Origin of the sequence: Arthrobacter sp. I3, assembly GCF_000520575.1 — a bacterium.
Classification (GTDB): Bacteria; Actinomycetota; Actinomycetes; order Actinomycetales; family Micrococcaceae; genus Arthrobacter; species Arthrobacter humicola_A.
This window is the reverse complement of sequence record NZ_KI914946.1, coordinates 1-24,994: the sequence shown is the minus strand read 5'-3', so window position 1 is coordinate 24,994 and position 24,994 is coordinate 1. Positions and strand designations below refer to the sequence as shown.

The 24,994-nt window shown below is 67.5% G+C and carries 19 protein-coding genes, 1 tRNA gene and 1 pseudogene; 6 read left to right on the top strand and 15 right to left on the bottom strand.

Annotation, left to right across the window (positions count from 1 at the left end; genetic code table 11):
* Positions 1-143 precede the first annotated feature (143 nt).
* The gene (locus Y706_RS0117870; RefSeq protein WP_028277681.1) at positions 144-1,082 is read left to right on the top strand and encodes a phosphoribosylaminoimidazolesuccinocarboxamide synthase; all 939 of its coding nucleotides are present in this window, start codon (positions 144-146) and stop codon (positions 1,080-1,082) included.
* 67 nt (positions 1,083-1,149) lie between these two features.
* On the opposite strand, the gene Y706_RS0117865 is transcribed toward Y706_RS0117870, so the two are convergent.
* On the bottom strand, positions 1,150-2,415 hold the full coding sequence (locus tag Y706_RS0117865) for a helix-turn-helix domain-containing protein (protein WP_028277680.1): 1,266 nt from the start codon (positions 2,413-2,415) through the stop codon (positions 1,150-1,152).
* Positions 2,416-2,546: 131 nt separating this feature from the next.
* On the opposite strand from Y706_RS0117865, the gene Y706_RS0117860 reads away from it, so the two are divergent.
* Positions 2,547-2,765, top strand: coding sequence for a hypothetical protein (locus tag Y706_RS0117860; protein WP_018776166.1), 219 nt, complete (start codon positions 2,547-2,549; stop codon positions 2,763-2,765).
* Between the two features lie 250 nt (positions 2,766-3,015).
* Here the strand turns inward: Y706_RS0117860 and Y706_RS0117855 are convergent.
* From Y706_RS0117855 to Y706_RS0117835, 5 genes are all read right to left on the bottom strand, one after another.
* A tRNA-Pro gene (locus tag Y706_RS0117855) sits at positions 3,016-3,092 on the bottom strand.
* A gap of 128 nt (positions 3,093-3,220) precedes the next feature.
* Entirely contained in the window at positions 3,221-5,146 is a 1,926-nt protein-coding gene (locus Y706_RS0117850) for an ABC transporter ATP-binding protein (protein WP_028277679.1), read from the bottom strand.
* Positions 5,143-6,966, bottom strand: coding sequence for an ABC transporter ATP-binding protein (locus Y706_RS0117845; protein ID WP_028277678.1), 1,824 nt, complete (start codon positions 6,964-6,966; stop codon positions 5,143-5,145). The genes Y706_RS0117850 and Y706_RS0117845 overlap by 4 nt, the downstream gene beginning before the upstream one ends.
* A 350-nt stretch (positions 6,967-7,316) precedes the next feature.
* Positions 7,317-8,264 (bottom strand): metallophosphoesterase, encoded by a 948-nt coding sequence (locus tag Y706_RS0117840; protein ID WP_028277677.1) that lies wholly within the window; start codon positions 8,262-8,264, stop codon positions 7,317-7,319.
* A 3-nt stretch (positions 8,265-8,267) separates the two neighbouring features.
* Positions 8,268-10,553, bottom strand: coding sequence for a transglycosylase domain-containing protein (locus Y706_RS0117835; RefSeq protein WP_043436419.1), 2,286 nt, complete (start codon positions 10,551-10,553; stop codon positions 8,268-8,270).
* Between the two features lie 37 nt (positions 10,554-10,590).
* On the opposite strand from Y706_RS0117835, the gene Y706_RS28945 reads away from it, so the two are divergent.
* Genes Y706_RS28945 through Y706_RS0117820 form a run of 3 tightly spaced genes read left to right on the top strand, consistent with a single transcriptional unit; the run spans position 10,591 to position 12,267 of the window.
* Entirely contained in the window at positions 10,591-10,746 is a 156-nt protein-coding gene (locus Y706_RS28945) for a Sp36 family protein (protein WP_003797879.1), read from the top strand.
* Positions 10,747-10,748: 2 nt separating this feature from the next.
* A complete protein-coding gene (locus Y706_RS0117825) occupies positions 10,749-11,339 on the top strand; it encodes a RidA family protein (protein ID WP_028277675.1) in 591 nt (196 codons plus the stop codon).
* Positions 11,340-11,355: 16 nt separating this feature from the next.
* On the top strand, positions 11,356-12,267 hold the full coding sequence (locus Y706_RS0117820; RefSeq protein ID WP_028277674.1) for an NUDIX hydrolase: 912 nt from the start codon (positions 11,356-11,358) through the stop codon (positions 12,265-12,267).
* Between the two features lie 398 nt (positions 12,268-12,665).
* Here Y706_RS0117820 and Y706_RS0117815 read toward each other — a convergent pair whose 3' ends face one another.
* On the bottom strand, positions 12,666-13,343 hold the full coding sequence (locus tag Y706_RS0117815) for a Crp/Fnr family transcriptional regulator (protein ID WP_011693220.1): 678 nt from the start codon (positions 13,341-13,343) through the stop codon (positions 12,666-12,668).
* A gap of 215 nt (positions 13,344-13,558) precedes the next feature.
* Between Y706_RS0117815 and Y706_RS0117810 the strand changes: the two genes are divergently transcribed.
* Complete coding sequence (locus Y706_RS0117810) at positions 13,559-14,743, top strand: MarP family serine protease (RefSeq protein ID WP_028277673.1); 1,185 nt, start codon at positions 13,559-13,561, stop codon at positions 14,741-14,743.
* A gap of 51 nt (positions 14,744-14,794) precedes the next feature.
* Here Y706_RS0117810 and Y706_RS0117805 read toward each other — a convergent pair whose 3' ends face one another.
* The 8 genes and pseudogenes from Y706_RS0117805 to aspA form a co-directional block, all read right to left on the bottom strand.
* Positions 14,795-15,919 carry a DUF2332 domain-containing protein gene (locus Y706_RS0117805; protein WP_028277672.1) on the bottom strand — a complete coding sequence of 375 codons (1,125 nt, stop codon included), beginning with the start codon at positions 15,917-15,919 and terminating at the stop codon, positions 14,795-14,797.
* A 2-nt stretch (positions 15,920-15,921) separates the two neighbouring features.
* Positions 15,922-16,398: a type II 3-dehydroquinate dehydratase gene (gene aroQ, locus Y706_RS0117800; RefSeq protein ID WP_028277671.1), complete on the bottom strand. Its 477-nt coding sequence runs from the start codon at positions 16,396-16,398 to the stop codon at positions 15,922-15,924.
* A 220-nt stretch (positions 16,399-16,618) separates the two neighbouring features.
* Positions 16,619-18,661 carry an acetate--CoA ligase gene (gene acs / locus Y706_RS0117795; RefSeq protein ID WP_028277670.1) on the bottom strand — a complete coding sequence of 681 codons (2,043 nt, stop codon included), beginning with the start codon at positions 18,659-18,661 and terminating at the stop codon, positions 16,619-16,621.
* A 126-nt stretch (positions 18,662-18,787) separates the two neighbouring features.
* Complete coding sequence (adhP, locus tag Y706_RS0117790) at positions 18,788-19,798, bottom strand: alcohol dehydrogenase AdhP (RefSeq protein WP_028277669.1); 1,011 nt, start codon at positions 19,796-19,798, stop codon at positions 18,788-18,790.
* A 260-nt stretch (positions 19,799-20,058) separates the two neighbouring features.
* The gene (locus tag Y706_RS0117785) at positions 20,059-21,348 is read right to left on the bottom strand and encodes a GAF domain-containing protein (RefSeq protein ID WP_043436418.1); all 1,290 of its coding nucleotides are present in this window, start codon (positions 21,346-21,348) and stop codon (positions 20,059-20,061) included.
* Between the two features lie 195 nt (positions 21,349-21,543).
* Positions 21,544-22,860 carry an ATP-binding protein gene (locus Y706_RS0117780; protein WP_028277667.1) on the bottom strand — a complete coding sequence of 439 codons (1,317 nt, stop codon included), beginning with the start codon at positions 22,858-22,860 and terminating at the stop codon, positions 21,544-21,546.
* Between the two features lie 121 nt (positions 22,861-22,981).
* Positions 22,982-24,565, bottom strand: a complete 1,584-nt coding sequence (locus Y706_RS0117775) for an amino acid permease (RefSeq protein WP_253906823.1) — start codon at positions 24,563-24,565, stop codon at positions 22,982-22,984.
* Positions 24,566-24,592: 27 nt separating this feature from the next.
* Positions 24,593-24,994, bottom strand: a pseudogene (gene aspA / locus Y706_RS26255) (aspartate ammonia-lyase); the annotation flags it as partial.

Genomic DNA, 24,994 nt, shown 5'->3' with positions numbered 1-24,994 from the left:
CGCGGCCAGATCCGGGTCGCCGGGCCGGGAACCGCGGCCGCGTCGAAAGCGAAGGCATGAACGTGACCGAATCCGCAGCGCCGACGCCCGGCACCCAGCCCGAGACCACGCCCGAGACCACGCCTGAGACCCTGCCTGAGACCCTGCCTGAGACCGTGCCCAAGGGCGGGCTCGACACCGCCACGCAGGACCTGCCCGGCTGGCGGCACGTCTACTCCGGCAAGGTCCGCGACCTTTACGTCCCCGCGGATCCGGCCGTCGCGGAACGCTTCGGCCAGGATTGTGTCCTGGTTGTGGCCAGCGACCGGATCAGTGCGTTCGACCACGTCCTGGCCAGCGAGATCCCGGACAAGGGCCGCATCCTGACCCAGCTGAGCCTGTGGTGGTTCGACCAGCTCGACGTCGCGCACCACGTCCTCGCCTCCACGGCCGACGACGGTGTCCCCGCCGCCGTCGAGGGCCGGGCAATGATCTGCAAGAAGCTGGACATGTTCCCGGTCGAATGCATCGCCCGAGGCTACCTGACCGGCACCGGGCTCGCGGAGTACCGCGCGTCGGGCACAGTGTGCAGCATCCCGCTCCCAGCCGGCCTGGTTGACGGGTCACGGCTGCAGGAGGCGATCTTCACGCCGTCGGCCAAGGCCGAGGTGGGCGAGCACGACGAGAACATCACTTATGACGCCGTCGTCGGCCTCGTGGGTGCGGACGTCGCGGCGGACCTGAGCAGGCTGACCCTGAAGATCTATACCAAGGCCGAGGAAATCGCGCGCGGCCGCGGCATCATCCTGGCGGACACCAAGGTGGAGTTCGGCCTCGACGCGGCGACCGGTGTCATCACCCTGGGCGACGAAGTGCTGACCCCGGATTCCTCACGGTTTTGGGATGCGGCCACGTACCAGCCCGGGCAGGCGCAGCCGTCCTATGACAAGCAGTATGTGCGCGACTGGCTGACCTCGCCGGAGTCGGGCTGGGACAAGGCCTCCGACACGCCCCCGCCCGTCCTTCCGGCCGACGTCGTAGCGCGCACCCGCAGCCGCTACGTGGAGGCCTACGAGAAGCTCACCGGCCGGACGTTCGCCTAATCTAGCCGGGCCGTTCGCCTAGCCGGGCCGTTCGCCTGGCCGGGCCGTTCGCCTGGCAAGGCCGGGGCTAGGCTTCCGCGGAAGCGGCCTCGGCCCGGCGCTGGGCGAGCTTGATCTCGAGCACGGCGTCCAGGGCCTGCTGGACCCGGTCCGAGGCGCCCGCCGCGCTGAACTCCTTCTGGGCTTCCTCGAGGTACACCAGCGCCTCCGCGGCCTCCCCGGCAGCCTTGAGCGCCTTCCCCAGCAGGAGGGAGACTTCGCCGGCCGTGTGCCGGGCCAGCGCCTCCCGCTCGGCATGGATCTCGCGCAGCTTCTGGACGGCGGCCACGATGTCGCCCGTGAGGTAGAGCCAGCGGGCCCGGATGAAGGCGACCTCCAGCTGGTCGGTCTTGTTGCCGCCGACAATCGACAGCGCCAGTTCGGCGCGCTCAATCGATGAGAGGGTCTCGGGTTCGACGATTCCCGAGGACAGGCGGACGGCGGCGGAGGCCTTGTTGAACCGGGCCCACAGGTCGATGTCGTTGGCCGGGGAGAGCAGCCGGCCGGCCCGCTCGTGGTACTTGATCCCCTCGGGATAGTCGTGGCGCATGAAGGCCACGTTGCCGATCACCCAGGCCACCTCGCCGGCGAGCTGGGACATCGAGTGGTCGTCCATCTGGTCGTTCATGGCCTGGCAGTACTCCCAGGCCTCATCGAGCCGGCCGCTCTCGGCCAGGGCACCAATCAGGGCGCGGAGGGCGCCGATGATCATGGTGGAGCCTTTGGGCAGCTGTGCGCAGAGCCGCACCGCTTCCTGCGCATGCTCGACGGCGGCGGTCAGCTGCCCCTGGCCCTGCGAGGCTGCGGCGAGCATCTGTTGGGCCCGGACGCCGAGCCCGGCCGACTCCGCGGCCATCGGGTGCTCCAGGAGATTCTGGACCACGTCCTTGCACTCCTGCCAGAGGCCCTGCTTGATCAGGCACTCGGCCTGCATATAGGTCATGTTCCACCACGCGCTGGTGTTCCTGGCCTCGAGAGCGATCTTGGCGGCGGCGGCGGCGTGGGTGGCGGCCACGGGGTAGTCCCGGAGGTCCCAGGCCTGCCGGGCATACAGTCCCGCGAGCACGTATTCGGCGTCGCTGACGGACACCGGCTGGCTCCAGGCCTCGAGCGCCTTGGGGGCCAGTTCAAGTCGGCGGGCAAGCTCCTCGATAACATCGGCGGTCGGCTCGCGGCGTCCGGTTTCCAGCAGAGAAATGTAGCTGGGGGAGTATAGGTCACGGCCCAACTCCGCCTGCGTCAGGCCCCGTTCGAGCCGTTCCGCGCGGAGCTTCTCCCCAAATCCGTTCCCCACGGATACCTCCTAATTCCGGACATTCTTTGTACTAAATGCTTGACAGTCTCTGTAGAAACCATTTTACAATGTGTGTCAACAAGGGTAGTGCTGACTTGGTTAAGGAACCCCAACCCATATTGAGGAAACTTATGTTGAAGAAGATTGCAGCCGGCGCCGTTTTGGCGGGCGCACTGGCATTCTCCGCCGCGGCCCCGGCCGTGCTGTCCGCTGCTTCACTTACCGATGTCTCAGACGTTGCCGCCGTCGGCAACTGGCCCGATCCCATGCGCACCGCCCAGGCGGTGGGCAACTGGCCCGACCCCATGACCCACTCGCTGAATGTCGGCAACTGGCCCGACCCTATGTAACAAGCCCGATGTAACAGCCCCGATATGGCAGGCCCGGCGCAGCAACGTCCGGCGGCCCGTGGCACGGATATCCGGCACAGCCCCGGGAGGTTTCCTCCCGGGGCTGCGTTGTGTCCGGAGGCGGGGGGGGCAGGGCGCCGGGCCGGGCCGATCGCCGGTGCCGGGTCATGAAATCGCGCCGAACCTACAGCCGGACCTACAGCCGGACATACAAAAGAGGACCCTCCGTGTGGAGGGCCCTCTTTGTGTTTGGTCGGGATGACAGGATTTGAACCTGCGACCTCGTCGTCCCGAACGACGCGCGCTACCAAGCTGCGCCACATCCCGATCCGTTGCTTCAAAAGCAACTTCACAAGAGTATCCGATCATGGCCCCGGATGTGAAATCGGGCGCCGGCCGGGATGTGTCCCGCCGTCGTTCCGGCCCGGACGCCGACCGGTCCCGGCAGGCGCTGTTCAGACCAGCGAGTCTTTCCAGGCGCCGTGGAGCCGGGCGAAGGCGCCGCCGTCGCCGATCAGCTGCTCCGGGGTGCCGTCCTCCACGACGCGTCCGTCGTGGACCACCAGCACCCGGTCCGCTGTCTCCACGGTGGAGAGCCGGTGGGCAATGATCAGCGCCGTCCGCCGGGCACCGGGGGCCGGGTCCGGGCCGGGGGCCGGGTCTGCAGCGGGTTGTCCGCCGCCCGCCTGTCCACCGGACTGCCGCTGGCCGGCCTCCCGGGTGCCGGCCTCCCGCGTCCCGCGCAGGAGCCCCGCGAGGCCCTGCTGGACCATGCGCTCCGACGGGATGTCCAGCGAGGACGTTGCCTCGTCCAGGATCAGCACGGCCGGGCGGGCCAGGAACGCGCGGGCGAAGCTGATCAGCTGGCGCTGCCCGGCGGAGACGCGGCCGCCACGCTTGTTGACGTCGGTGTCGTAGCCGTCCGGCAGTTCCATGATGAAGGCGTGCGCCCCCACTGCCCGGGCCGCGTCTTCGATCTCCGCGCGCGAGGCTTCGGGCCGGCCCAGGGCGATGTTGTCCGCCACGGAGCCGCTGAACAGGAAGGCCTCCTGGGTGACCATGACGACGTTCCGGCGCAGGTCCTCGGTGCTGAGCTGGCGCAGGTCCACGCCGTCGAGGGTCAGGGACCCGGCGGAGACGTCGTAGAAGCGGGCGATCAGCTTCGCGAGGGTGGATTTGCCGGCGCCGGTCTGCCCGACGAGCGCGACCGTCTGCCCGGCGGGGATGTGCAGATCCAGCTGCGGGATGACCACCGGGCCGTCGCCGTAGCGGAATTCGACGCCGTTGAAATCGATGTTGCCCCGCGCGTCGTGCAGGGCCGCGGGTGTTTTCGGCGGCCGCACGGTGGGGACCTCCTCGAGCAGGCCCGAGACCTTTTCCAGGGCGGCCTGGGCGCTTTGGAAGGAGTTGTAGAACATGGCCATCTGGTCCACCGGCTGGAAGAAGCGCTTGGCGGACAGGATGAGGGCCAGGAGCACGCCGACCTCCAGGTCGCCGCTGAGGACCCGGAAGCCGCCGGTGAGCAGTACGAGGGCCACGCACACGTTTCCGATCAGCACCAGCCCCGGCTGGAAGATGCCGTTGAGGTTGATGGAGCGGACGGTCGCCCGCCGGTAGTCCTCCGACAGTTCGGAGTAGCCCGCGGCATTCTCGCGTTCCTTCCGGAAGGCCTTCACGGCGCGGATTCCGGTCATGGTCTCCACGAAGTGCACGATCAGCCGGGCCGAGACCACCCGGGATTCGCGGAAGGCGATCTGGGAGTGCTTCTGGTACCAGCGGGCCAGGAAATACATCGGCACGCCGGCGGCCAGCACCAGCACGCCGCTGCGCCAGTCCAGGGCGAACACCGTCACGGCGGTAAACGCCATGAACAGCATTCCCGAGGCCAGCGAGCTCACGCCGGAATCCAGGAGTTCGCGCAGGGCCTCCAGGTCCGAGGTCTGCCGGGCGATGATGCGCCCTGAGGTGTATTTCTCGTGGAATTCCAGGCTCAGCCGCTGCGTGTGCCGGAAGACCCGGACGCGGAGGTCCAGCAGCATCGCCTGGCTGAGCCGCGCCGTCGAGGTCACGTACAGGGCGGTCAGGCCGGCCGCCACGGCGGCCGCGGCAAGGTAGGCGGCCCCGGTCAGCACCAGGGGAAGGTTGTCGCCGGCGCGCACGGCGGGCAGGGCGTGGTCGATGCCGAAGGCGATCAGCGCCGGTCCGGCCACGCGGGCGGCCTGGGACAGGACGACGGCGCCGATCGTCAGCCAGAACCGGGCCCGGACGGGGCGGATCAGGGAGCCCAGGAGGGTCAGGGAGCGCCGCCGGACGGCCTTGCTTTCGTTCCTGCTGAGGTGCGCGTTGTCCTCATTGGCGGTGCCGAACGTTGCGCTGCTCATCGGGAAATCTCCTCGGACTGGTCCTCGAGGGCGGACAATTCTGAATCCAGGTCCCGCGGTTCCGGGTCCAGGCTGGCGATCACGTAGCGGTAATGGCTGTTCCTGGCGAGCAGCTCCGCATGGGTTCCGACGGCGGCGATCCGGCCGTCCTCGAGCAGGGCCACCCGGTCGGCCAGCGCCACCGTGGAAGGCCTGTGGGCCACGATCAGCGTGGTGGTGTCCGCGAGGACTTTGCGCAGCCGGGCCTCGACGAGGACCTCGGTGTTCACGTCCAGCGCCGAGAGCGGGTCGTCCAGGACCAGCACGGCCGGTTTCGCGGCGATGGCCCGGGCCAGGGCGATGCGCTGGCGCTGGCCGCCGGAGAGGCTGAGGCCCTCCTCGCCGATCAGGGTATCCACCCCGTCCGGCAGGGAGTAGGCGAAGTGGGCCTGGGCGACGTCGAGGGCTTCCTCCAGGGCCGCGTCGCGGCCCTCCGCCGATCCGGCGTCGGGCGCGCCGAGCAGGACGTTGTCCCGGACGGAGCTGGAGAACAGCGTGGTGTCCTCAAACGCCACGGAGACCACGGTGCGCAGGTCCTCCACCGCGAACTCGCGCAGGTCCACCCCGTCGATGGTGATGGCACCGCCGGTGACGTCGTAGAGGCGGGGGACCAGCTGGAGCAGGGCGCTCTTGCCGCCGCCCGTGATGCCCACGAGGGCCATGGTTTCGCCGGGGCGGATGTCCAGGGTGATGTCCTTGAGGATCGGCTTGTTCGGGGCGTCCTCGAACGCGAACGAGGCATTGCGGAAGCTGAGGGCACCCTTGAGGCCGGCGGGGCGGCGGGGCTGGTCCGGGCTGGTGATGGTGTTCTGCGCGTCCATGACCTCGAAGTGCCGGTCCACCGCGGACTTCGCGGTGAGGGCCATCGCCAGCAGCATGCCGCAGAACTCGACCGGCGCGGCAACCACGGCGGCGGTGGCGAAGAAGGCCACCAGGGACCCGATGGAGAGCTGGTCCGTGGAGGCCAGCAGGATGCCGACGACGAGGCCGGCGCCGAGCGCGAGTTCGGGCAGGAGCGTCACCACCAGGCTGAAGGTGGCCAGGTGCTTGGCCTTGGCGATCTCGGTCTGCCGGAGTTCCTCGGCCTGTTCGTTGAAGTTCTCCAGCGCCTCCCGGCTGCGGCCGAAGGCCTTCAGGACGCGGATGCCGTGCACGGATTCCTCGACCGTGGTGGCGAGGTCCCCTGCCTGGTCCTGGCTGCGCCGGGCCACTTTGCTGAACCGGGTGCGGAAGCGGAATCCGTAGATCATGATCGGCACGGCGGCGGCCAGGAAGATCAGGGCCAGCTGCCAGCTCATGGCAAACATCACCGCGACGCCGATCACCACGGTGAGCGTCGTGACCACCAGCATGATGGCGCCGAAGGCCATCCAGCGGCGCAGGAAGTTCAGGTCCGTCATGGCCCGGGACAGCAGCTGACCGGAGCCCCAGCGGTCATGGAAGGAAACCGTGAGGTCCTGCAGATGCCCGTAGAGCGAGACCCGCATCCGGGTCTCGACGGTGGTGGCGGGATTGATGACGAACTGCCGGCGCAGGGCCACGAGGCCCGCCTCGGCGATGCCCAGGACCAGGATGAGGAGCGAGGCGGTCCAGACGGCTTCCGCGCTGCCGCCGGGGGTCAGGGACTCGTTGACCAGCACGCGCAGCACCTGCGGGATGGCCAGTGCCATGACGCTGGCCAGCAGTGCGCAGAGCAGGCCCATGACCAGCCGGGGCAGGATTGGCCTGACGTGCGGGTAGAGACGGCTGATGGAGGTGAAGAATGAGCTCTGCTTGGCCATGCCTGCTTCTTAAGACGCCCGTGCATAGATCGCACCGTTGAATGTAGTTTCCTGTAGCAACTACCCTAGGCCATCGGGTGACGGGATTCACACGTTGTTCAGGGCTCCCAGCATCTCGCCCAGTCATTGCGATCCGCAATAGGTGCGGGCGGCGGGTGGCCGCCGGACATGTCCAGTGGTGGTGCCGGGCCCGGTGGGACATGTCCAGTGGTGGCCGCAGCGGGTGGGCATTGTGGGCCTATGCCCAGTGCCCGCGACCAGGGGAGGGCATGTTCCGTGGGCTCGGGCGCGAGGGGAGGGCATGTCCACCGGCCGGGCCGGAGGGCGGGCAGCACTGGCCGCGGCCAGGCCTAGGCGCGGGAGGTCAGCGTCAGCAGAACGGCTTCGGGCCGGCAGGCAATGCGGACCGGGGCGAAGCGGGACGTGCCGATGCCGCCCGAGACGTTCACCGGCGTCGTCCTCCCGTTGCTCTCCCAGGTGTGCAGCCCCCGGGCCCGCCAGGTGGGCAGGTCGCAGTTGGTGACCAGGGCCCCGTAGCCCGGGACGCAGATCTGGCCGCCGTGGGTATGGCCGGCCAGGAGGAGGTGGGCGCCGGCTTCGGTGAAGTGGTCGAGGACGCGCTGGTAGGGTGCGTGCGCGACGGCGATGCGCAGGTGCGGGTCGGCGTCCCTGCCCTTGGTTCCGCGTGGCCAGCCCGCGTACCGTTCGAGGCGCAGGTGCGGATCGTCGACGCCGGAGAAGTCGAAGCGCATGCCCTTGAGCACGACCGACTGGCAGCGGTTAGTCAGGTCCACCCAGCCGGACATGCCGAACTCGGAACGCAGCCGGGGCCAGTCGAGCCTTTCCGGGTGCTTGCGCTCGCCCGAGGGCCCGAGCAAATATGACGCCGGGTTCTTCAGGCTCGGGCCAAAGTAGTCGTTCGAGCCGGGGACAAACACGCCGGGAAATTCCATCAGGGGTCGCAGAGCCGCCACGAGGGGGTCCACGCCCTTGGCATGGCTGAGGTTGTCGCCCGTGTTCACCACGAGGTCCGGCCGCAATTGCGCCAGGGAGGACAGCCACTGCGCCTTCCGGTGCTGGCCCGGAACGAAGTGGATATCGGACAGGTGCAGTATCCGGAACGGGCCGAACCCGGCCGGCAGAATGGGGAGGGTTTCCTCCCTGACCACAAACTGGTTCTTCTCCCACAGCCCGTAGCCGGTAGCGGCCGCCCCCGCCGCCGTCCCGATCGCGGCGGTCACGGCAAAGCCGCGTCCGATGCTTCGAACGCGGCTCGCCAGATCATTGCCCAGGGTCATCGGCTACTTCTTGCCGGAGGACTTCGTGGGTGCCGGTGTCGGGTCGGCGGACGGTTGCGTGGCCGGCTCGGTGCTCTTCCCGGTCGGAATGGTGGTCCGCGGCACTGTTACCGGGTCCGGGACCGGGGCCGGGGAGTACAGCATGTCCGACGGCGGGTCCGGGAACGGATCGGTGCCGTAGGCCGGTGCCACCTGGGCCATGTAGTTCGAGAACTGCGGCCCGGCGATCATGTAACCGTCGATGCCCTTGTAGAAGTTGCCGTTGATCGTGACATTCTGCCCGGCACGCTTCTGGTCGCCCAGGGGATCGCCAAACCACGTGGCCGTCGCGAGGCCGCTGGTGTAGCCCGCCACCCAGGTAGAGCTGTTGTTGTCGTTGGTGCCCGTCTTCGCCGCAATGGGGAAAGTGGTCCGGGTCGAAATCCGGGGCACAATGAGCGAGCCCGAGCCGCGGTTGAGCACTTCCTGCATAGCGTACGCGACGCCGTGGGCCACCTCGGGCTTGATCGCGTCCCTGCAGTTGGGTGATTGGGCCGGCAGCTGGGCGCCGGTCGCGTCTGTTACCGACTCGATGGCCATCGGTTCACAGTACTTGCCATTGTTGGCGAAGGTGGCGAATGCGCTGGCCATGGTCAGCGGCGCCGTCTGGGTGGACCCGATGAGGTTGCCGAGGGTGGTCATCGGCACCGGGGGGTTGGGGTTGTCCGCGCTCGGCAGCCCGCCGTGGATGCCCACTGCGTCCACGACCTTCTGGATCCCGCAGAGGTCCACCTGGGCGGCGGAAGCGAACGTGATGGTGTTGATGGAGTTCGCCAGGCCGTCAAGGACGGACATGTACTTGTAGTGGGTCTCGTCGGCGTTCTGTAGGTCGTAGCTCCCGTTGGACGCGTCATACCAGCCGGTGGTCGGTGCCGGGCAGGTGTTCTTCCAAGGGAAATTCTGTGGATATCGCCGCACGGCGCCGTTGAGCTGGGTGCTCATCGACTTGCCCTCGTTGAGCCACTCCGCGAACGTAAACGGCTTCATCGTGGATCCGGGCTGGAAGCCGCCGAGGCCGTTGAGGTCATTGCCCTTGGCATCCTGCACGTCCACGTTGAAATTCTGGGTCTGGTCGAACTTGCCGTCGGCCGGGAACCAGACGGTGTTCTGGGCCATGGAGACGATCTTGCCGGATCCCGGCTGCACGGACACCAGCGAGGCGCCCCACTTATCCGGGTTCGCGCCGGCCGACCCGTCCACCTGGGCCTGCGCCACGGACTGGGCCTTCGGATCCAGCGTGGTCTTGATGGTCAGGCCGCCGCGGAAGATCTTCCGCTCACGCTCGGCCGCGTCGGCCCCGTAGGCCGGGTTGTTCAGGAGCAGGTGGAGCACGTAGTCGCAGAAGTACGGCGCCGTCTGTGAATAGGCACAGCCCTGGCGGGGCTGGGTGACCTTGGTCTGCACCGGTGTCGCGACCGCTGCGTCGTAGTCGGCCTGCTTGATCTTGCCCTGCGTCAGCATCGCGCGGAGCACGAGGTCGCGACGGACCTTGGCGTTCTCCGGATTGGTGATCGGGTCATAGTAGGAGGGGCTGTTCACGACGCCGGCCAGCAGGGCCGCCTGCGGCAGGGTCAGGTCCTTGGCCGTGGTGCTGAAGAAGAACTTGGACGCGGCTTCGATGCCGTAAGCGTCCCGGTTGAAGAAGACGATGTTCAGGTAGCCCTCGAGGATCTGCTCCTTGGTGAACTTCTTCTCCAGCGCGATGGCCAGCTTCATTTCACGGAGCTTGTCCCCGACGCCCTTGTTGACGCCGTTGAGCAGGACCTCGCTGCCCTTGCCTTCGGCCTCCAGCGAGGAGTTGATGACGTTGTTCACGTACTGCTGCGTAATCGTGGACGCGCCCTGCTTGTTGCCGCGGGCGGTGCTCACGAGCGCGCGCAGGATGCCGGTGGTGTCCACACCGCCGTGCTCGTAGAAGCGGCTGTCCTCGATGGCGATGATCGCGTCCTTGATGTGCGGTGACATCTGGTCCAGCGAAACACGGGTGCGGTTTTCCGCGTAGAGGTTGGCGATCGGGCTGCCGTCGGACGCCAGGATCGTGGTCGACTGGCTCGGCGGATCGACCTTCAGCTCTGCGGGGAGCGTGTCAAAGAACTGGATCGAACCGCTGGCCGCGCTGCCCGAAACGGCCGCCGCGGGGACCAGGAGGCCCGCCACCAGGACACCGCAAATAGCGCTCACGCCCAGGAAAAGAAAGATCTTTCCGAGGGTGGTGGCCGTGTCGAATAAGGGGTTCTTGCCAGTCGCCATGTTTTCCACTTTACCGGCAACGACTAGGCTTTATGTCATGACCAAATGGGAGTACGCCACGATTCCGCTCATTATTCACGCCACAAAGCAGATCCTGGACCAGTGGGGTGACGACGGCTGGGAGCTCGTCCAGGTTGTTCCGGGACCCGATGGAAACGGCCTGGTTGCCTACCTGAAGCGGGAGAAGCAGTAGCCATGAGCACCCCCTCAGAAGCCGTTCCGGCCACGCCGTCGGGCGCGAAAAACATCTCCGAAAACACGGCCGGGGCAGCGAGCCCCACGGCCGGCGCGGGCGCGTCGTCCGCCGTCGAACAGCGCCTCGCGGAGCTGGGCCTGACGCTCCCCGACGTCGCGGCTCCGGTCGCGGCGTATGTTCCGGCCGTGATTTCCGGCAACCACGTCTACACCTCCGGGCAACTGCCATTCATCAACGGCAAGCTCGAGGCCACCGGAAAGGTTTCCACCGGTTCGGCGGGCGCCTCCGACGAGTCCACGGTGTCCCCGGAGGACGCGAAGGCCTACGCTGCCGTCTGCGCCGTCAACGCCCTGGCCGCCGTCAAGAGTGTGATCGGCGACCTCGACCGCATCACGCGGATCGTCAAGGTTGTCGGATTTGTATCCTCCGACCCTTCCTTCACCGGCCAGCCCGGTGTCATCAACGGCGCCTCGGAGCTGCTGGGCCAAGTCCTCGGCGACGCCGGCCAGCACGCACGTTCCGCCGTCGGCGTATCCGTTCTGCCGCTCGACTCGCCTGTCGAAGTCGAACTGATCGCTGAATTCGCCTAGTAGACCGGTTACTTCGTTGCCTCAGTTAGAACGCCGCCTGTTCGTCCTGCCCCCGGATCTTGAGGGAGCAGCCCGCAGCTGGATTGAACACGGTGAGCGGACGCCCCGCGCGCCCCGTTTGGCCTCCTCGGTGATCCTCCTGCGGGATTCGCCCACGGGCCTGGAGACCTGGCTCGGCTACCGGACGGGGTCCTCCCCGCTCGGTGTCCTCGCCTTCCCCGGCGGATCGCTGGAAGCCACCGACGACGACGCCGTCGGCTGGCTGGGCCCCTCACCCCAGCACTGGGCCGAGCAGATGGGGACGTCCGACGTCGGGCTGGCGCGCCGACATGTCGTCGGTGCCATCCGTGAACTGTTCGAGGAGACCGGCATCCTGCTGGCCGGCCCCGACCTGTCCACCACGGTGGAGCTGACCTCCCGCGCCGACTGGATGCGCGCCCGCGAAGCCGTGGCCGAGCAGGAGAAATCCTTCACCGACCTGCTCGCCAAGCGCGGGCTCTCGCTGCGCACTGACCTGCTCAAACCCCTGGTGAACTGGCTCAGCCCCGATTTCGCGCACCGCCGGTTCAATACCCGGTACTTCGCCGCGACGGTGCCCGTGAACCAGCTGCCCTCGCTGCTGGCCAGCAAGGGGATCTGGGGCCGCTGGGTGTGTGTCCGGAAAGTCGTGAGCGAGCGGGACAGCACCGTGCTGGGTGACGAGGTGGGGCAGGAGAACACCGTCGGCCGGACCCTGGGCGAACTCCTGGTCCCTGGCTCGGAGATCATGCTTGAGAAGATGGCCAAGGCCAACGGCTGCATCGCCTACCTCAGCTACAAGCGCAAGGCCCACGTCTACCAGCCGAAGCTGGTCGAGGAAGACGGCCGTCTCATGCTCGAAGTCGAAGCAGCCAAAACGATCGCCGGCGAACCGCAGCGGGAACGCTAGGCCCGGGGAGCGCCGACGCCACGGAAGGCTGGCTCCATGCGGGCGGCCTGTTAGGGCTTGGCTGCACGGGGAGCACGGGACGTGGCCCGGGACATGCTCCGCGCTGCTCCTGAGCACTGGACATGTCCCTTCGTGTTGCGTGCCGGCCCGGGACATGGCCTCCGGTCGGCCTGTCCGGTGGACATAGTGGCGTTATGTCCAGTCCTCGCAGCCGGGGCTGGACATGTCCCTTCGTGCTGCCTGCCGGCCTGGGGACATGCCCCGCCCTGATCCGCACCAGTGGACATGTCCCGCGGACAACCAGCCGGGGACCTCCTCCGAGATTTAACGGCAGAAGTTTAACGGCAGAAGGCCGGTCCCGTTTCCGGGGCCGGCCTTCATGGTTGCTGCTGGGGTCCCTAGCGGGAACGCTGGCGCAGGCGCTGCATGTCAAGGATGACGACGGCGCGCGCTTCCAGGCGCAGCCAGCCGCGCTGCACGAATTCTGCGAGGGCCTTATTGACCGTTTCACGGGAGGCGCCGACCAGCTGTGCGAGCTCCTCCTGCGTCAGTTCGTGGGCGACCAGGACGCCGTCGGTTGCCGGGCGGCCGAAGCGGTCGGCCAGATCCAGCAACGCCTTGGCCACACGGCCCGGCACGTCGGAGAAGACGAGGTCGGAAAGGGAATCGTTGGTGCGGCGCAGGCGGCGTGCCAAGGCCTGCAGCAGCTGGGCCGAGACCTCGGGGCGGGTGCGCAGCAGCGCGTTGAGGCTCTCGTTCTTCAGGCCGGCGAGACGCGTCTCGGAAACGGCAGTTGCCGTGGCCGTGCGTGGGCTGGGGTCGAACAGCGCCATTTCGCCGAAAAGCTCGCCCGGGCCGAGGATGGCCAGCAGTGATTCGCGGCCGTCCGGCGACGTGCGGCCGAGCTTCACCTTGCCGGAGACGATGAAGTAAAGCTGGTCACCCTGGTCGCCTTCCCGGAATACCGAGGCACCGCGTGAAAGGTCCACCTCGGTAAGTTCGTCCGTCAGCAGACGGAACGCCTCGTCGTCGAGCGTGGCGAAAAGGGGTGCGCGGCGCAATACCTCGATATCCATGAAATCTCCTGACTAGCTGTGTCGGCTGGGGCGCTTCAGCCATTGTTTCAGAATTTTGGAGCTTCTGTGACGTAGTTGGCACGGAAACGCCCGAAGGGGCCGAAAGCGCACGGCTCGGGAAGTCCGCGCAGATCCCTGGGCAGGCCGGCGGCCGGTCGGCAAACGTTCAGCTTACACCGGTAGAATCGCCGCTGAACTGTCTGTGAGGAGCCCCGGTGTTTGGCTTGACCATTTTGGACCTGCTGTTGGTTGTAGCGCTCTTGTCCTACCTGATCCACGGTCTTCGCAACGGCTTCCTTGTGACGCTCGGAGGCATCGCGGGATTCGCGGCAGGCGCCGTCGCCGCCTTTGTCTCCGTGCCCATCGTCAGCGGCCTCGTGGAGGACAGCGGCTGGCGCCTGACGGCGATCGTTGCCACGGCGGTCCTTCTGATGTTCGTGGGCAACGGCCTCGGCACCATGATCGGGCGGCGAATCCGCAGCGTGGTCCCGTTCAGCCCCCTGCGGGCGGCGGACCGCCTCGTGGGCGGAGGCGTGAACGTGGTGGTGTCCGCCCTTGTGATGTCGATGCTGGCGTTCAGCATCGGGGCCCTGGGTGTGCCGTTCGTGTCCCAGCAGCTCGCGGAATCCAAAGTCATCAGGTTCATCGACGGTGTGACGCCGATGCCGGTCAAGGCATCAATGGCGCAGCTGCGTTCCGCCGTGATCGGCGAGGGAATCCCCACCCTGCTGGACGGCTTCGGCCAGAGCCAGCCCGTTGCCGTTCCGGACACCAGCACGGACACTCCGGCGCTGAACAAGGCCGCCGCGTCCGTGCTCAAGATCGCCGGAACCGCCTACCAGTGCGGTCAAAACCAGACCGGAACAGGCTTCGTGGTCGCCCCCGGGCGTGTGGTGACCAACGCCCATGTGGTCGCCGGGGTCGACGAACCGGTGGTGGAAACGCCCGGTGGCCGCGCACTGCCTGGGCGCGTCGTCTACTTTGATTCCCAGCACGACCTCGCCGTCGTGGCCGTTGACGGTCTGCGCTCGGAACCCCTGGCGCTGGCCGCCGACCTGCCGTCCGGCAGCGCGGCGGCCTTTGCCGGCTATCCGCACGGCGGGCCTTTCCAGTCCAAACCGGCCACGGTGCAGGACATCGCCACCGTGCTGGTCCCGGACATCTACGGTAAGAATGCGTCGCCCGAGGACGTCTACCGGCTGGCCGGCGACGTGCAGCCGGGCAACTCCGGGGGCCCGCTCCTGACCATGGACGGGCAGGTGGCGGGGGTGGTCTTTGCCAAGGCCACAACCGAGTCCTCGCTCGGATTTGCGATCACCATGAATGACCTGAGCCCCGTGGCGGCTCAGGCGCCGGGTCTGGGCAGTGCCGTTTCGTCCGGACAGTGCATCAAGAAATAGCCGGACTGCCACGCAGGCCCTAGCCACAGTCAGGCCCGAGCCGCACGCAGGCTAGAGCCACTCCAGGCTCTGTCCGTGCGGGCCCGTGATGGCTGCCGGCTGGCCGTCCTGCAGCAGCAGGAACCGGCCGCGGAGCCGGGCGTCATCCATTTCCGGGACCACACTGGACCCATCTGCCTGCACAACCACCGTGTGGCCTTCGTTCGAGAGCCAGTGGCAGCCCCGCTCCGCGGCAAGATCCGCCACGGTGCGCCGGAACCGGGAGCGGCCGCCGGCATCCAGGTACGCCATGACGGCGCTGTGGAATACCACCAGGGCGGCGTCGGCCGGGGCGCGGCCGGCGAGTTCCACAAGTTGTTCGTTGAGGTCGCCGGCCACCAGCAGCGGCGGCCGTTCCCTGGCCATGGCGATCGCCTGGCGCAGCCGTTCAAGCCGGAACTCCTGCTCCGGCCAGACGAGGGCTTCGAGCCAGGCGACGTCGTCCGGGTCGCGCACGTCCAGGGGGTTTAGGTCGATCCCGGCACGCCATGCCACCCGGGGAATTTCCGCCGGCAGCGGCACCGGGCCCGAGGTGACGCAGCGCAGGACCGGAAACGTGCCAGGCTGGGCGCCATCCGGAACCAGCCGCGTCGTCCTTGCTTCCGCCGCAGAGTCCGCCGCGGACTCCTCCGGTGCCCCCGCCCCGGTGCCGACAAACTCGTAACCGTAGCGGTCAGGGAACAGTGCCAGTCCCGCCGAGGCGCCCACCTCGATGAGGGCCAGCGGCCTGCTCTCTGCCGCGGCGATCTGCGCGAGTGAGGGCAGCAGGGTGGCGCAGCGTCCGGCCTCGTTCGTCTGCGTGGACCGGGACAGCACGATTTCCGCGACCGCGTCCCAGTGATGGTCCAGGAACCTCCGGAAATCGCGGTAGGGGCTGATCTGCGCGCCGAGGAACCGGGCCGCGGCGAGGATCAGCAGCGGCTGGCGCTTGGTGTGCGGCCACTGATCGATCCGCCGAATCACCTCGGCGTCCCCGGCGATCCCCACGGACCACGCGGCATAGCAGGGGGAGGAACCGGGGGCGTCGACCGTGCCGAAGTGCCGGTACCACTGCGCTGTGTCCGAGGCAGTGGCCGGGTCCGGAACTGCGGACGGTTTCCCGGATGCTTCCGCCGCCGCGGGTTCCGCGGGGGACATGCTCAGTCCCCGGCCGCGTGCAGCCCGGCGAGGTATTCCACCGCGAAGCGGTAGCCCAGGATTCCTGCGCCGGCGATCACTGCCTTGCTGATGTCCGAAAGGTAGGAATGGTGCCGGAAAGGCTCGCGGGCGTGAACATTGGTGATGTGCACCTCGACCGTCGGCAGGGCAACAGCGGAAATGGCGTCCCGGATGGCCACGGACGTGTGCGTGTAGGCGCCGGCGTTGAGCACGATTCCCACCGCCTTCCCGCGGGCGGCGTGGATGGCGTCCACGAGGGCCCCTTCATGGTTGGACTGGAAGCACTCGACGTCCAGGCCGTGCGCGGCACCGGCGTCTTTGGCGAGCTGTTCGACGTCGGCTAGTGTCGCCGTCCCGTATTTCTCGGGCTCGCGGGTGCCAAGCAGGTTCAAATTGGGTCCGTTGAGAACCAGGATGGTGCCGCGGCCGGCAGCGGTGGCGGAGGTGGCTTCAGTCATGTCTGCAAATCTATCGCGCCGCGGCCCGCCCGCGCCGTTCGTTACTGCCAATCGGTTCGTTACCGCCGCATTCCTCGCTTCTGCGGATGTTCCCGCCGCGGCCGCGTCGACAGACAGGACCAACGACGACGGCGGCGCGGCCCACCGCGGTGGGCGGCGCCGCCGTCGGACAAACAGGTCAGCCAAACACCGCCGACGAACCCCTATCGGAACGAGCCGGCTACTTCTTCAGTGACTGGGCGATCTGGGTCATGACCGTGTTGTCTGCCAGGGTGGTCGCGTCGCCAACTTCGCGGCCTTCGGCGACGTCCTTGAGCAGGCGGCGCATGATTTTGCCGGACCGGGTCTTGGGCAGTTCCGGGACCACGAGGATGATCTTGGGCTTGGCGATCGGACCGATTTCCTTCCCCACATGGTTGCGGAGTTCCTGGACGGTCGCGTCGCCGGAGTCCGTGGCGTCGGCGCGGAGGATCACGAAGGCGACGACGGCCTGGCCGGTGGTCTCGTCCGCGGCTCCGACGACGGCGGCTTCCGCCACCGCGGGGTGGGAGACGAGGGCGGATTCGATTTCGGCGGTGGAGAGGCGGTGGCCGGAAATATTCATCACGTCATCCACACGGCCCAGCAGCCAGAAGTCGCCGTCCTCGTCCTTCTTGGCGCCGTCGCCGGCGAAGTACATGGTCTCGAAGCGGGACCAGTACGTGTCCTTGAACCGCTCCGGGTCGCCCCAGATCCCGCGCAGCATGGCGGGCCAGGGTTCGCGGATCACCAGGAAGCCGCCGTGGCCGTTGGGTACGGATTCGCCGGCCTCGTCCACGACGTCCACGGCGATGCCGGGCAGCGCGACCTGGGCCGAGCCGGGCTTGGTGGCCGTGACCCCGGGCAGCGGGGCGATCATCTGCGCCCCGGTCTCGGTCTGCCACCAGGTGTCCACGATCGGCGCGGGGTGCTCCTTGCGTTCGCCGTTCTTGCCGGCGTTGCCGCCGATGACCTCGCGGTACCACATCCAGGCTTCGGGGTTGATGGGTTCGCCGACGGAACCGAGGACCCGGATCGAGGAGAGGTCGGACTTGGCCGGGATGTCCTTGCCCCACTTCATGAAGGTGCGGATCGCGGTGGGGGCGGTGTAGAGGATGGAGACCTTGTACTTCTCCACGATTTCCCACCAGCGGCCCTGGTGCGGGGAATCCGGGGTGCCCTCATACATGACCTGGGTGGCGCCGTTGATCAGCGGGGCGTAGGCGACGTAGGAGTGCCCGGTGATCCAGCCGACGTCGGCGGTGCACCAGTAGACGTCGGTCTCCGGGTGGAGGTCAAAGACCGCCTTGTGCGTGTAGGCGGTTTGGGTGAGGTAGCCGCCGGTGGTGTGCAGGATGCCCTTGGGCTTGCCGGTGGTGCCGGAGGTGTAGAGGATGAAGAGCGGGTGTTCGGAGTCGTGCCCGAGCGCGGTGTGGACGGGGGAGGCGGCGCCGACGGTGTCGGCCCACCAGTGGTCCCGGCCCTCGTGCCAGTCCACGGCCGCCCCGTTGCGCTTGACCACCACGACGTTCTGCACGGTGTGTCCGGTGCCGTCTCCCTCGTGGGACAACGCGTCGTCGACGGCCGGCTTCAGCGCGCTGGGCTTGCCGCGGCGGTAGGTGCCGTCGGCCGTGACCACGAGCTTGGCCTCGGCGTCGTCGATCCGGGAGCGCAGGGCTTCGGCGGAGAAACCGCCGAAGACCACGGAGTGGATCGCGCCGATCCGGGCGCAGGCCAGCAGGGTGATGACGGCCTCGGGGATCATGGGCAGGTACACGGCCACGCGGTCGCCCTTGGCCACGCCGAGGGACTCGAACGCGTTCGCGGCCTTCTTCACCTCCTCGGTCAGCTGCGCGTAGGTGTAGGTGCGGGTGTCGCCGGGCTCGCCCTCGAAGTAGATGGCCACCCGGTCCCCGTTGCCGGCCTCGACGTGCCGGTCCAGGGCGTTGTAGGCCGCGTTGACCTGCCCGCCGACGAACCACTTCGCGAACGGCGGGTCGGACCAGTCCAGCGCCTGGGTGAAGTCCCTGGACCAGCTCAGCAGCTCCCGGGCCTGCTTCGCCCAGAACGCGGGACGGTCGGCGTCGGCCTCGGCGTAATCGGCGGCGGTGACCACTGCGTTCGCGGCGAACTCGGCGGACGGCGCGAAACGGCGGTTCTCCTGCGACAGGTTTTCGAAGGCATCGCCCTGGGTCATCTGCGTGGCCGTGGAGCCGGGTGGTACCGCGGTGCGGGCGTTGGACATGGGAAACCCCTGTTCTTTCTTACATACTCTGCAGTGAAAATTGCGTGTGTGCGGCAGCGGCGTATCCCCAGGGTGCCTGGGGATACGCCGCCGTCGCAGCCAGCCGGGTTGATCAGTACTTGTTGATCAGTACTTGATGACCACGCGGCCGTCGATCTTGGCATGCTTCATTTCGTCGAGGACAGCATTCACTTCGGAGAGCTCCCTCGTGGAGACCGTGGGGTGGATCTTGCCCTGGGCGTAGAAGTCGAGTGCTTCTTCCAGGTCCTGCCGGGTTCCGACAATTGAGCCGCGGACCGTCAGGCCCTTGAGCACAATCTCGAAGATCGGCGCCGGGAAGTCCCCCGGCGGCAGCCCGTTGAAAACGATCGTTCCGCCGCGCCGGGCCATCCCGATGGCCTGCCCGAACGCTGACGGGTGCACTGCCGTGACCAGGACTCCATGACATCCTCCGGTTTCGCGCTGGATAACTTCGATGGGGTCTTCGTGCAGGGCGTTGACGGTCAGTTCGGCGCCGTGCTTCTTGGCCAGGGCCAACTTGTCATCGGCAATGTCCACCGCAGCGACCCGCAGCCCCATGGCGACGGCGTACTGGACAGCGATGTGCCCGAGTCCGCCGATCCCGGAGATTGTGACCCACTGGCCCGGCTTGGCCTCGGTCATCTTCAGGCCCTTGTAGACGGTCACGCCGGCGCAGAGCACGGGTGCGATTTCCACCGGGTCCGAACCGGCCGGAATGCGGGCGGCAAACCGGCTGTCGACCAGCATGTACTCGCCGAAGGAGCCGTCGACGCTGTAACCGGCGTTCTGCTGCGCCTCGCACAGGGTTTCCCAGCCAGTGCGGCAGTACTGGCAGTCGCCGCAAGCGGACCAGAGCCACGCGTTGCCGACCAAATCGCCGATGGCCAGATCGGTGACGCCTTCGCCGAGGGCGACAACCTCGCCCACGCCTTCGTGGCCGGGAATGAAGGGCGGTGACGGCTTGACCGGCCAGTCTCCCTCCGCGGCGTGCAGGTCGGTGTGGCATACGCCGGTGGTGAGGACCTTGACCAGGGCCTCTCCGCGTCCCGGCACGGGAACGGGCAGGTCCTGGATCTGAAGATCCTTGCCGAATTCGGTAACTACAGCTGCTCTCATCGTCGTCATTGTCGATATTCCTTCGTCGTTTGTAGCCGCAGCAAATAATGCGCAGGCATGAGTTTGAACGTCACTCCAGAAGCCGGGCGTGATGCCCGTTGTCCGCCGAAAGCCTCACCGGGGGTGCGGGTGAGGCCCGCGGATTGTCAGGGTGTGGATAACCCAACCATCGCTGGCACTTGTGCTGAGCAGGATGATGGCCGCTGCCTAAAGCCTAGGGAAGGGAGGGTTGCGACGAGGTTGCAGTCTTGTGAGTCAGGTCACCTTGGCTGGTGAGTTCCGAGTTCGGCTTCCAGGCGCTCGATGTCGGCCACCACCCCAGCCCTCTTAGGGGAGCGGGGCGGCAGCAGCTTCAGCGCCGCCATCCGGACGGCAATGTCATCGCTCGCTTCGGGAAGTTCCGCATACTGGAGCAGGGCTTCCGCGCTGCCGTCCGTTAGGACCGCCTCCCGAAGGAGTGTGGAGACGCGCCTGCGCAGCGTCACCACACCCGGAGCCTCGGAGCGAGGCAACACCGGTCCGCGATAAATCTCCAGGGCGACTCGGTGTGCCCCGCGCTGGAGGCAACTGAGAACCTGTCCGGCGTCCGGCAGCACGTCCACGATGAGTCTGTAGGGCCGAGATTCCGGTACGGCGGCAGGATTGAACTGCTGCAGGACTTTTCTCAACCGGACCATCTCCGCCCGAAGTGTCATGGCTGGGACTTCCCCGAACAGCATGCCGCCCAGCTCTTCGCCGCTGAGACCATCCGGATGGATGCTCAGCAGGGCCAGAATCTCACTGTGCCGTGGAGACAGCGATACTGTTCTTCCTTCGATGCTGAGCAGCGCGTGGTCGCGGCCGAGCAGTTGCAGGCTGTTGCGATAGAGGCTCCGGGCCGGGCTGCCGGGAACGGTTCTGGGCCTTGCGGCGGACGCGGGCTCTCGCCGCCGTGCGAGCCGGTCGCGTTGCGCAGCGGCCAGCAGGAGACGCTCCACGTGCAGCTGCGCCTGCGCGGCCGCGACCGCAGCCTCTACGAGGGAAAGCGTGTGCGGGGCGACTGCCATCTCGGTGCCGGTGATATCCAGGACTCCGATCACGGCGCCGGTGTCTGGATCACGGAACGGCACGGCCGTGCAGCTCCACGCGTGAACAGCCCGGTTGAAATGCTCGGGACCGGAGACCTGGAGGCTGCGGCCCAGTGCCAGGGCGGTTCCAGGAGCGCTCGTGCCCACGCTGGCCTCGGACCAGTCCGCGCCCTCAACGAACATCATGCCCTCGGCACGCCGGCGCAGGGCAGCGTCCCCGTCGACCCACAGGAGCCGGCCCAGCTCATCCCCGACAGCCACGAGCAACCCTTGGTCGGAACTGGGCTGAATCAGCAGCTTGTTAATCACCGGCATGATCGACGCCAGCGGATGGCCGCGACGGTACTCCTCAAGGGCTTCTCCATCGAGGAGTACCGAGGACGGCGGCATGTCAGGGTTGGCCTGCAGCCGGAGCGAACGCTTCCAGGATTCTTCAATGATTCTGCGAAGCGGACCCGTCCCGGACCTGATGCTGAGCTGCATCGATGCTGTGACACGCCTGGCAGCAGATTGCACCGGCTCGGTCGCCGGGTTTGGGGATAGCAACCGGGGACTACGCACGGTGGCTCCAGTGTCGACAAACAGGAGTGGGGTCCAAGTGGCCCCAATCACAAGGATACCGCCGCTGTATGCCTTGATCGCGGCCTGGCCCCATCACAAACTGCTGACGGAGTCCATCTAGACGCGTCCCAGGGCGTCGATGTCCTCGAGGAACTGCTGGTGCACTTCATCGCTGACCGTTGTCCGGGTGTCCGCGATCGCGTCGAGATAGTCCTGGGTCGAGGGGCCCTTCCGGACCGCCTCGCGGATTGAGGCGCTGCCGCCGGACGCCGCGCCGCCGTCGTCGTACACCGCCTTTTCCAGCGCCCGCTGGGAGGCGCTGCGGGCCGCGTATTCGATGTCCGCGGGGGAGAAGCCCTCGGTACGATCCACCAGGAGCTCGACGTCGACGTCGTCCACCACGGCAACGGGGATGAAGCGCTGCCACATGGCCTCCCGGGCCTGCCGGTCCGGCAGGCCGATCGGGATGACGTAATCGAACCGGCCGTGCCGCAGGAACGCCGAATCCAGGGCGCGGATGAAGTTGGTGGCGCAGACCAGGAGCCGGCCGGGCTGCTCGCGGAAGGCCGGGATGATCTTCAGGAGCTCGTTCGTGACGCCCTGCAGGGGAGAGGGCGGTTCGCCCGAGCGCTGCGCGGCGATCTCCTCGACCTCGTCGATGAAGACCACCGCGTGCTCCAGTTCGGCGATTTCCAGGAACGTCTCGCGCAGCGCCCCGGCCAGCCCCTTCGGATCGGCGGCCAGCCGGGAGGGGAAGACCTCCACGAACGGCCACTCCAGCCGGGACGCGATCGCCTTCGCAAACGTCGTCTTGCCGGTACCGGGAGGGCCGAAAAGGACCACGGCGCGCGGCGGCACCACACCGTATTCGTCGGCGAGGTCGGCCTCCGCGAGCGGAAGGACCAGCCGGCGCTCCAGGAGTTCCTTTTCGAGGCGCATGCCTGCGACGTTCTCCCACAGGTCACGGGCCAGGATGCGGCCGCCAAGCAGGCTGAGGGGTTCCAGTTCCTGGCGCTGGACCGGGATCTTCCGTTCGAAGTAGCGCAGGTTCTTCTTCAGCGCGAAGCCGCGGCCCAGGAACGCCTCCACCCGGGTTTCGGATTCCGGCATCAGGGCCGAGAGCTTGTTGAGCCCGTGCGGTGCCATCCGGTTCTCGACCGCGGCCAGCAGCGAGGTGCCGATCCCGCGGCCCCGGAATTCGGGCAACGTGGCCAGGAAGACGATCCAGCCCTGGTCATGGGCGGCCCGTCCGACGGCGGCGCCCACCACCTGCTCGCCCTGCACCGCGACGACGGCGTGGTCCTTCTCGCAGGAGGCCAGGACCTCAGAGAGCGCGTAGACGGGCTCGACATTTGATTCCTTGAGGGACTCCCAGAGGTGCAGGATGCCGTCGAGGTCGGCCGAATGGAAATCCCTGATCCGCCAATTGGTCATGAGCTGTCTCCCGGGTGGTTCGTCGCTGAGCCATGTTGAGTCTGTCCGCTGAGCATATTCGAACCACGTGCAGGAGAGGTTGCGGGGACGTTGCGTTACGCGGAGGCGGACTGCCGGGATGTTACTCCGAATCCCCGCCGGTCCCACGCACGGGTCGGTTGGCCACGAGCGGATACGGGCCGGTGAACCCGTCGCGGACGGCGGCGATCTCCAGGATGCGGTGCCGGCAGAGGCGCCAGCCGAGCATCAGCAGCGGGATGATGACCGTGAGGGAGGCGATGGTCCACGTTCCGACTGGCGAGTCGAAGGCCATGAGGACCAGCACCGCCAGGAGGAAGGCCAGGGTGATCCAGCCCGTGACGGGTGCGCCCGGCATACGAAACGCGGGCCGGAGCAGTTCTCCGCGGGCTGCGAGCCGGGCGAGCTGCATCTGGCAGAGAACGATCATGGCCCAGGTGCTGATGATGCCCAGCGATGCGACGTTCAGGACGATCTCGAAGGCCTCGGCCGGGACCACGGCGTTCAGGATCACGCCCAGGACAGCCACTGCGGCAGTGAGGGCGATGCCGCCGTAGGGGACACCGGACTTATTCATCCGGCCTGCGAATTTCGGCGCGGAACCGGAAATGGACATCGAGCGCATGATCCGGCCGGTGGAGTAAAGGCCTGCGTTGAGCGAGGACAGCGCCGCGGTAAGGACCACGAGGTTCATGATGGCGTCCACGCCGTCGACCCCGATGGAGCCGAAGAATGTCACGAAGGGGCTTTCGCCGGCCTTGTAGGAGCTGTAGGGCAGCAGCAGGGAGAGCAGCACGAGCGAGCCGACGTAAAACACCGCGATGCGCACGATCACCGTGTTGATGGCCCGCGGCATGATCTTTTCGGGGTTTTCGGTCTCGCCGGCGGCGGTGCCGATCAGTTCGATCGAGGCGTAGGCGAACACGACGCCCTGCATCACCACGATGGCTGGCAGCAGGCCATTGGGGAACATGCCGCCGTTGTCCGCGATGAGGCTGAAGCCGACTTCCTGCCCGGCCACGGGCGTGCCGAAGATGACGAAGTAGATGCCGACGAGCAGGAAGGACACGAGCGCCACGACCTTGATGAGCGCGAACCAGAATTCCAGCTCGCCGAACACCTTGACGCTGATCAGGTTCAGGCCCAGGACCAGGATCAGGGCCGCCAGCGCCCAGGTCCACTGCGGCACGTCCGCGATGGGCGCCCAGTATTTCTTGAAGAAGTTCATGTACAGTGCGACGGCGGTGATGTCCACGATCGCGGTCATGGCCCAGTTCAGCCAGTACAGCCAGCCGGTGACGAACGCGGCCTTCTCGCCGAAGAATTCGCGGGCGTAGGACACGAACGAGCCGGACGAGGGCCGGTGCATCACGAGTTCGCCGAGCGCGCGCAGGATCATGAAGGCGAAGAACCCGCAGACGGCATAGCTGATGATCAGGGCCGGACCGGCAGTGGCGAGCCGGCCGCCGGCGCCCATGAACAGGCCGGTGCCGATGGCGCCGCCGATCGCGATCATCTGGACCTGCCGGGGTTTCAGGCCCTTGTGGTAGCCCTGGTCCTCGGCGTGGAGCGCAGCTCCCGAGGCGTGGGCATGAGCCGGAATGGTGTGGTCGGTGACGGCGGATTGTTGCTGGGTCTGCTGTTGAGCGGGCAGTTTTTGGGCGCGGGCAGTGTCAGGAGAAGTCATGGGGGTCCTTCGGGGTTCGGAGGGGCGCTACTTGCTCAGGTTGGCCAGGCGCTGCGGGCTGAGGAGCTCGGTGAGCTGCTCGTCGGTGAGCAGGCCGTGTTCGAGCACGAGTTCCGCGACGCCCTTGCCGGTGGCGAGGGCTTCCTGGGCGATGGCCGTGGCTGTGGCGTAGCCCAGTTGCGGGTTCAGGGCGGTGACGAGGCCGATGGATTGTTCCACGGTGAGGCGGAGGTGTTCGGTGTTGGCGGTGATGCCCCGGACGCAGCGGGCCGTGAGGGTGCGGCACGCGGCTTCGAGGTGGGAGATGCTCTTGTGGAGGCTGTGGACGATGATGGGTTCGAAGGCGTTGAGCTGGAGCTGGCCGGCCTCGGCGGCCATGGTGATGGTGACGTCGTTGCCGATCACCTCGTAGGCGACCTGGCTGACCAC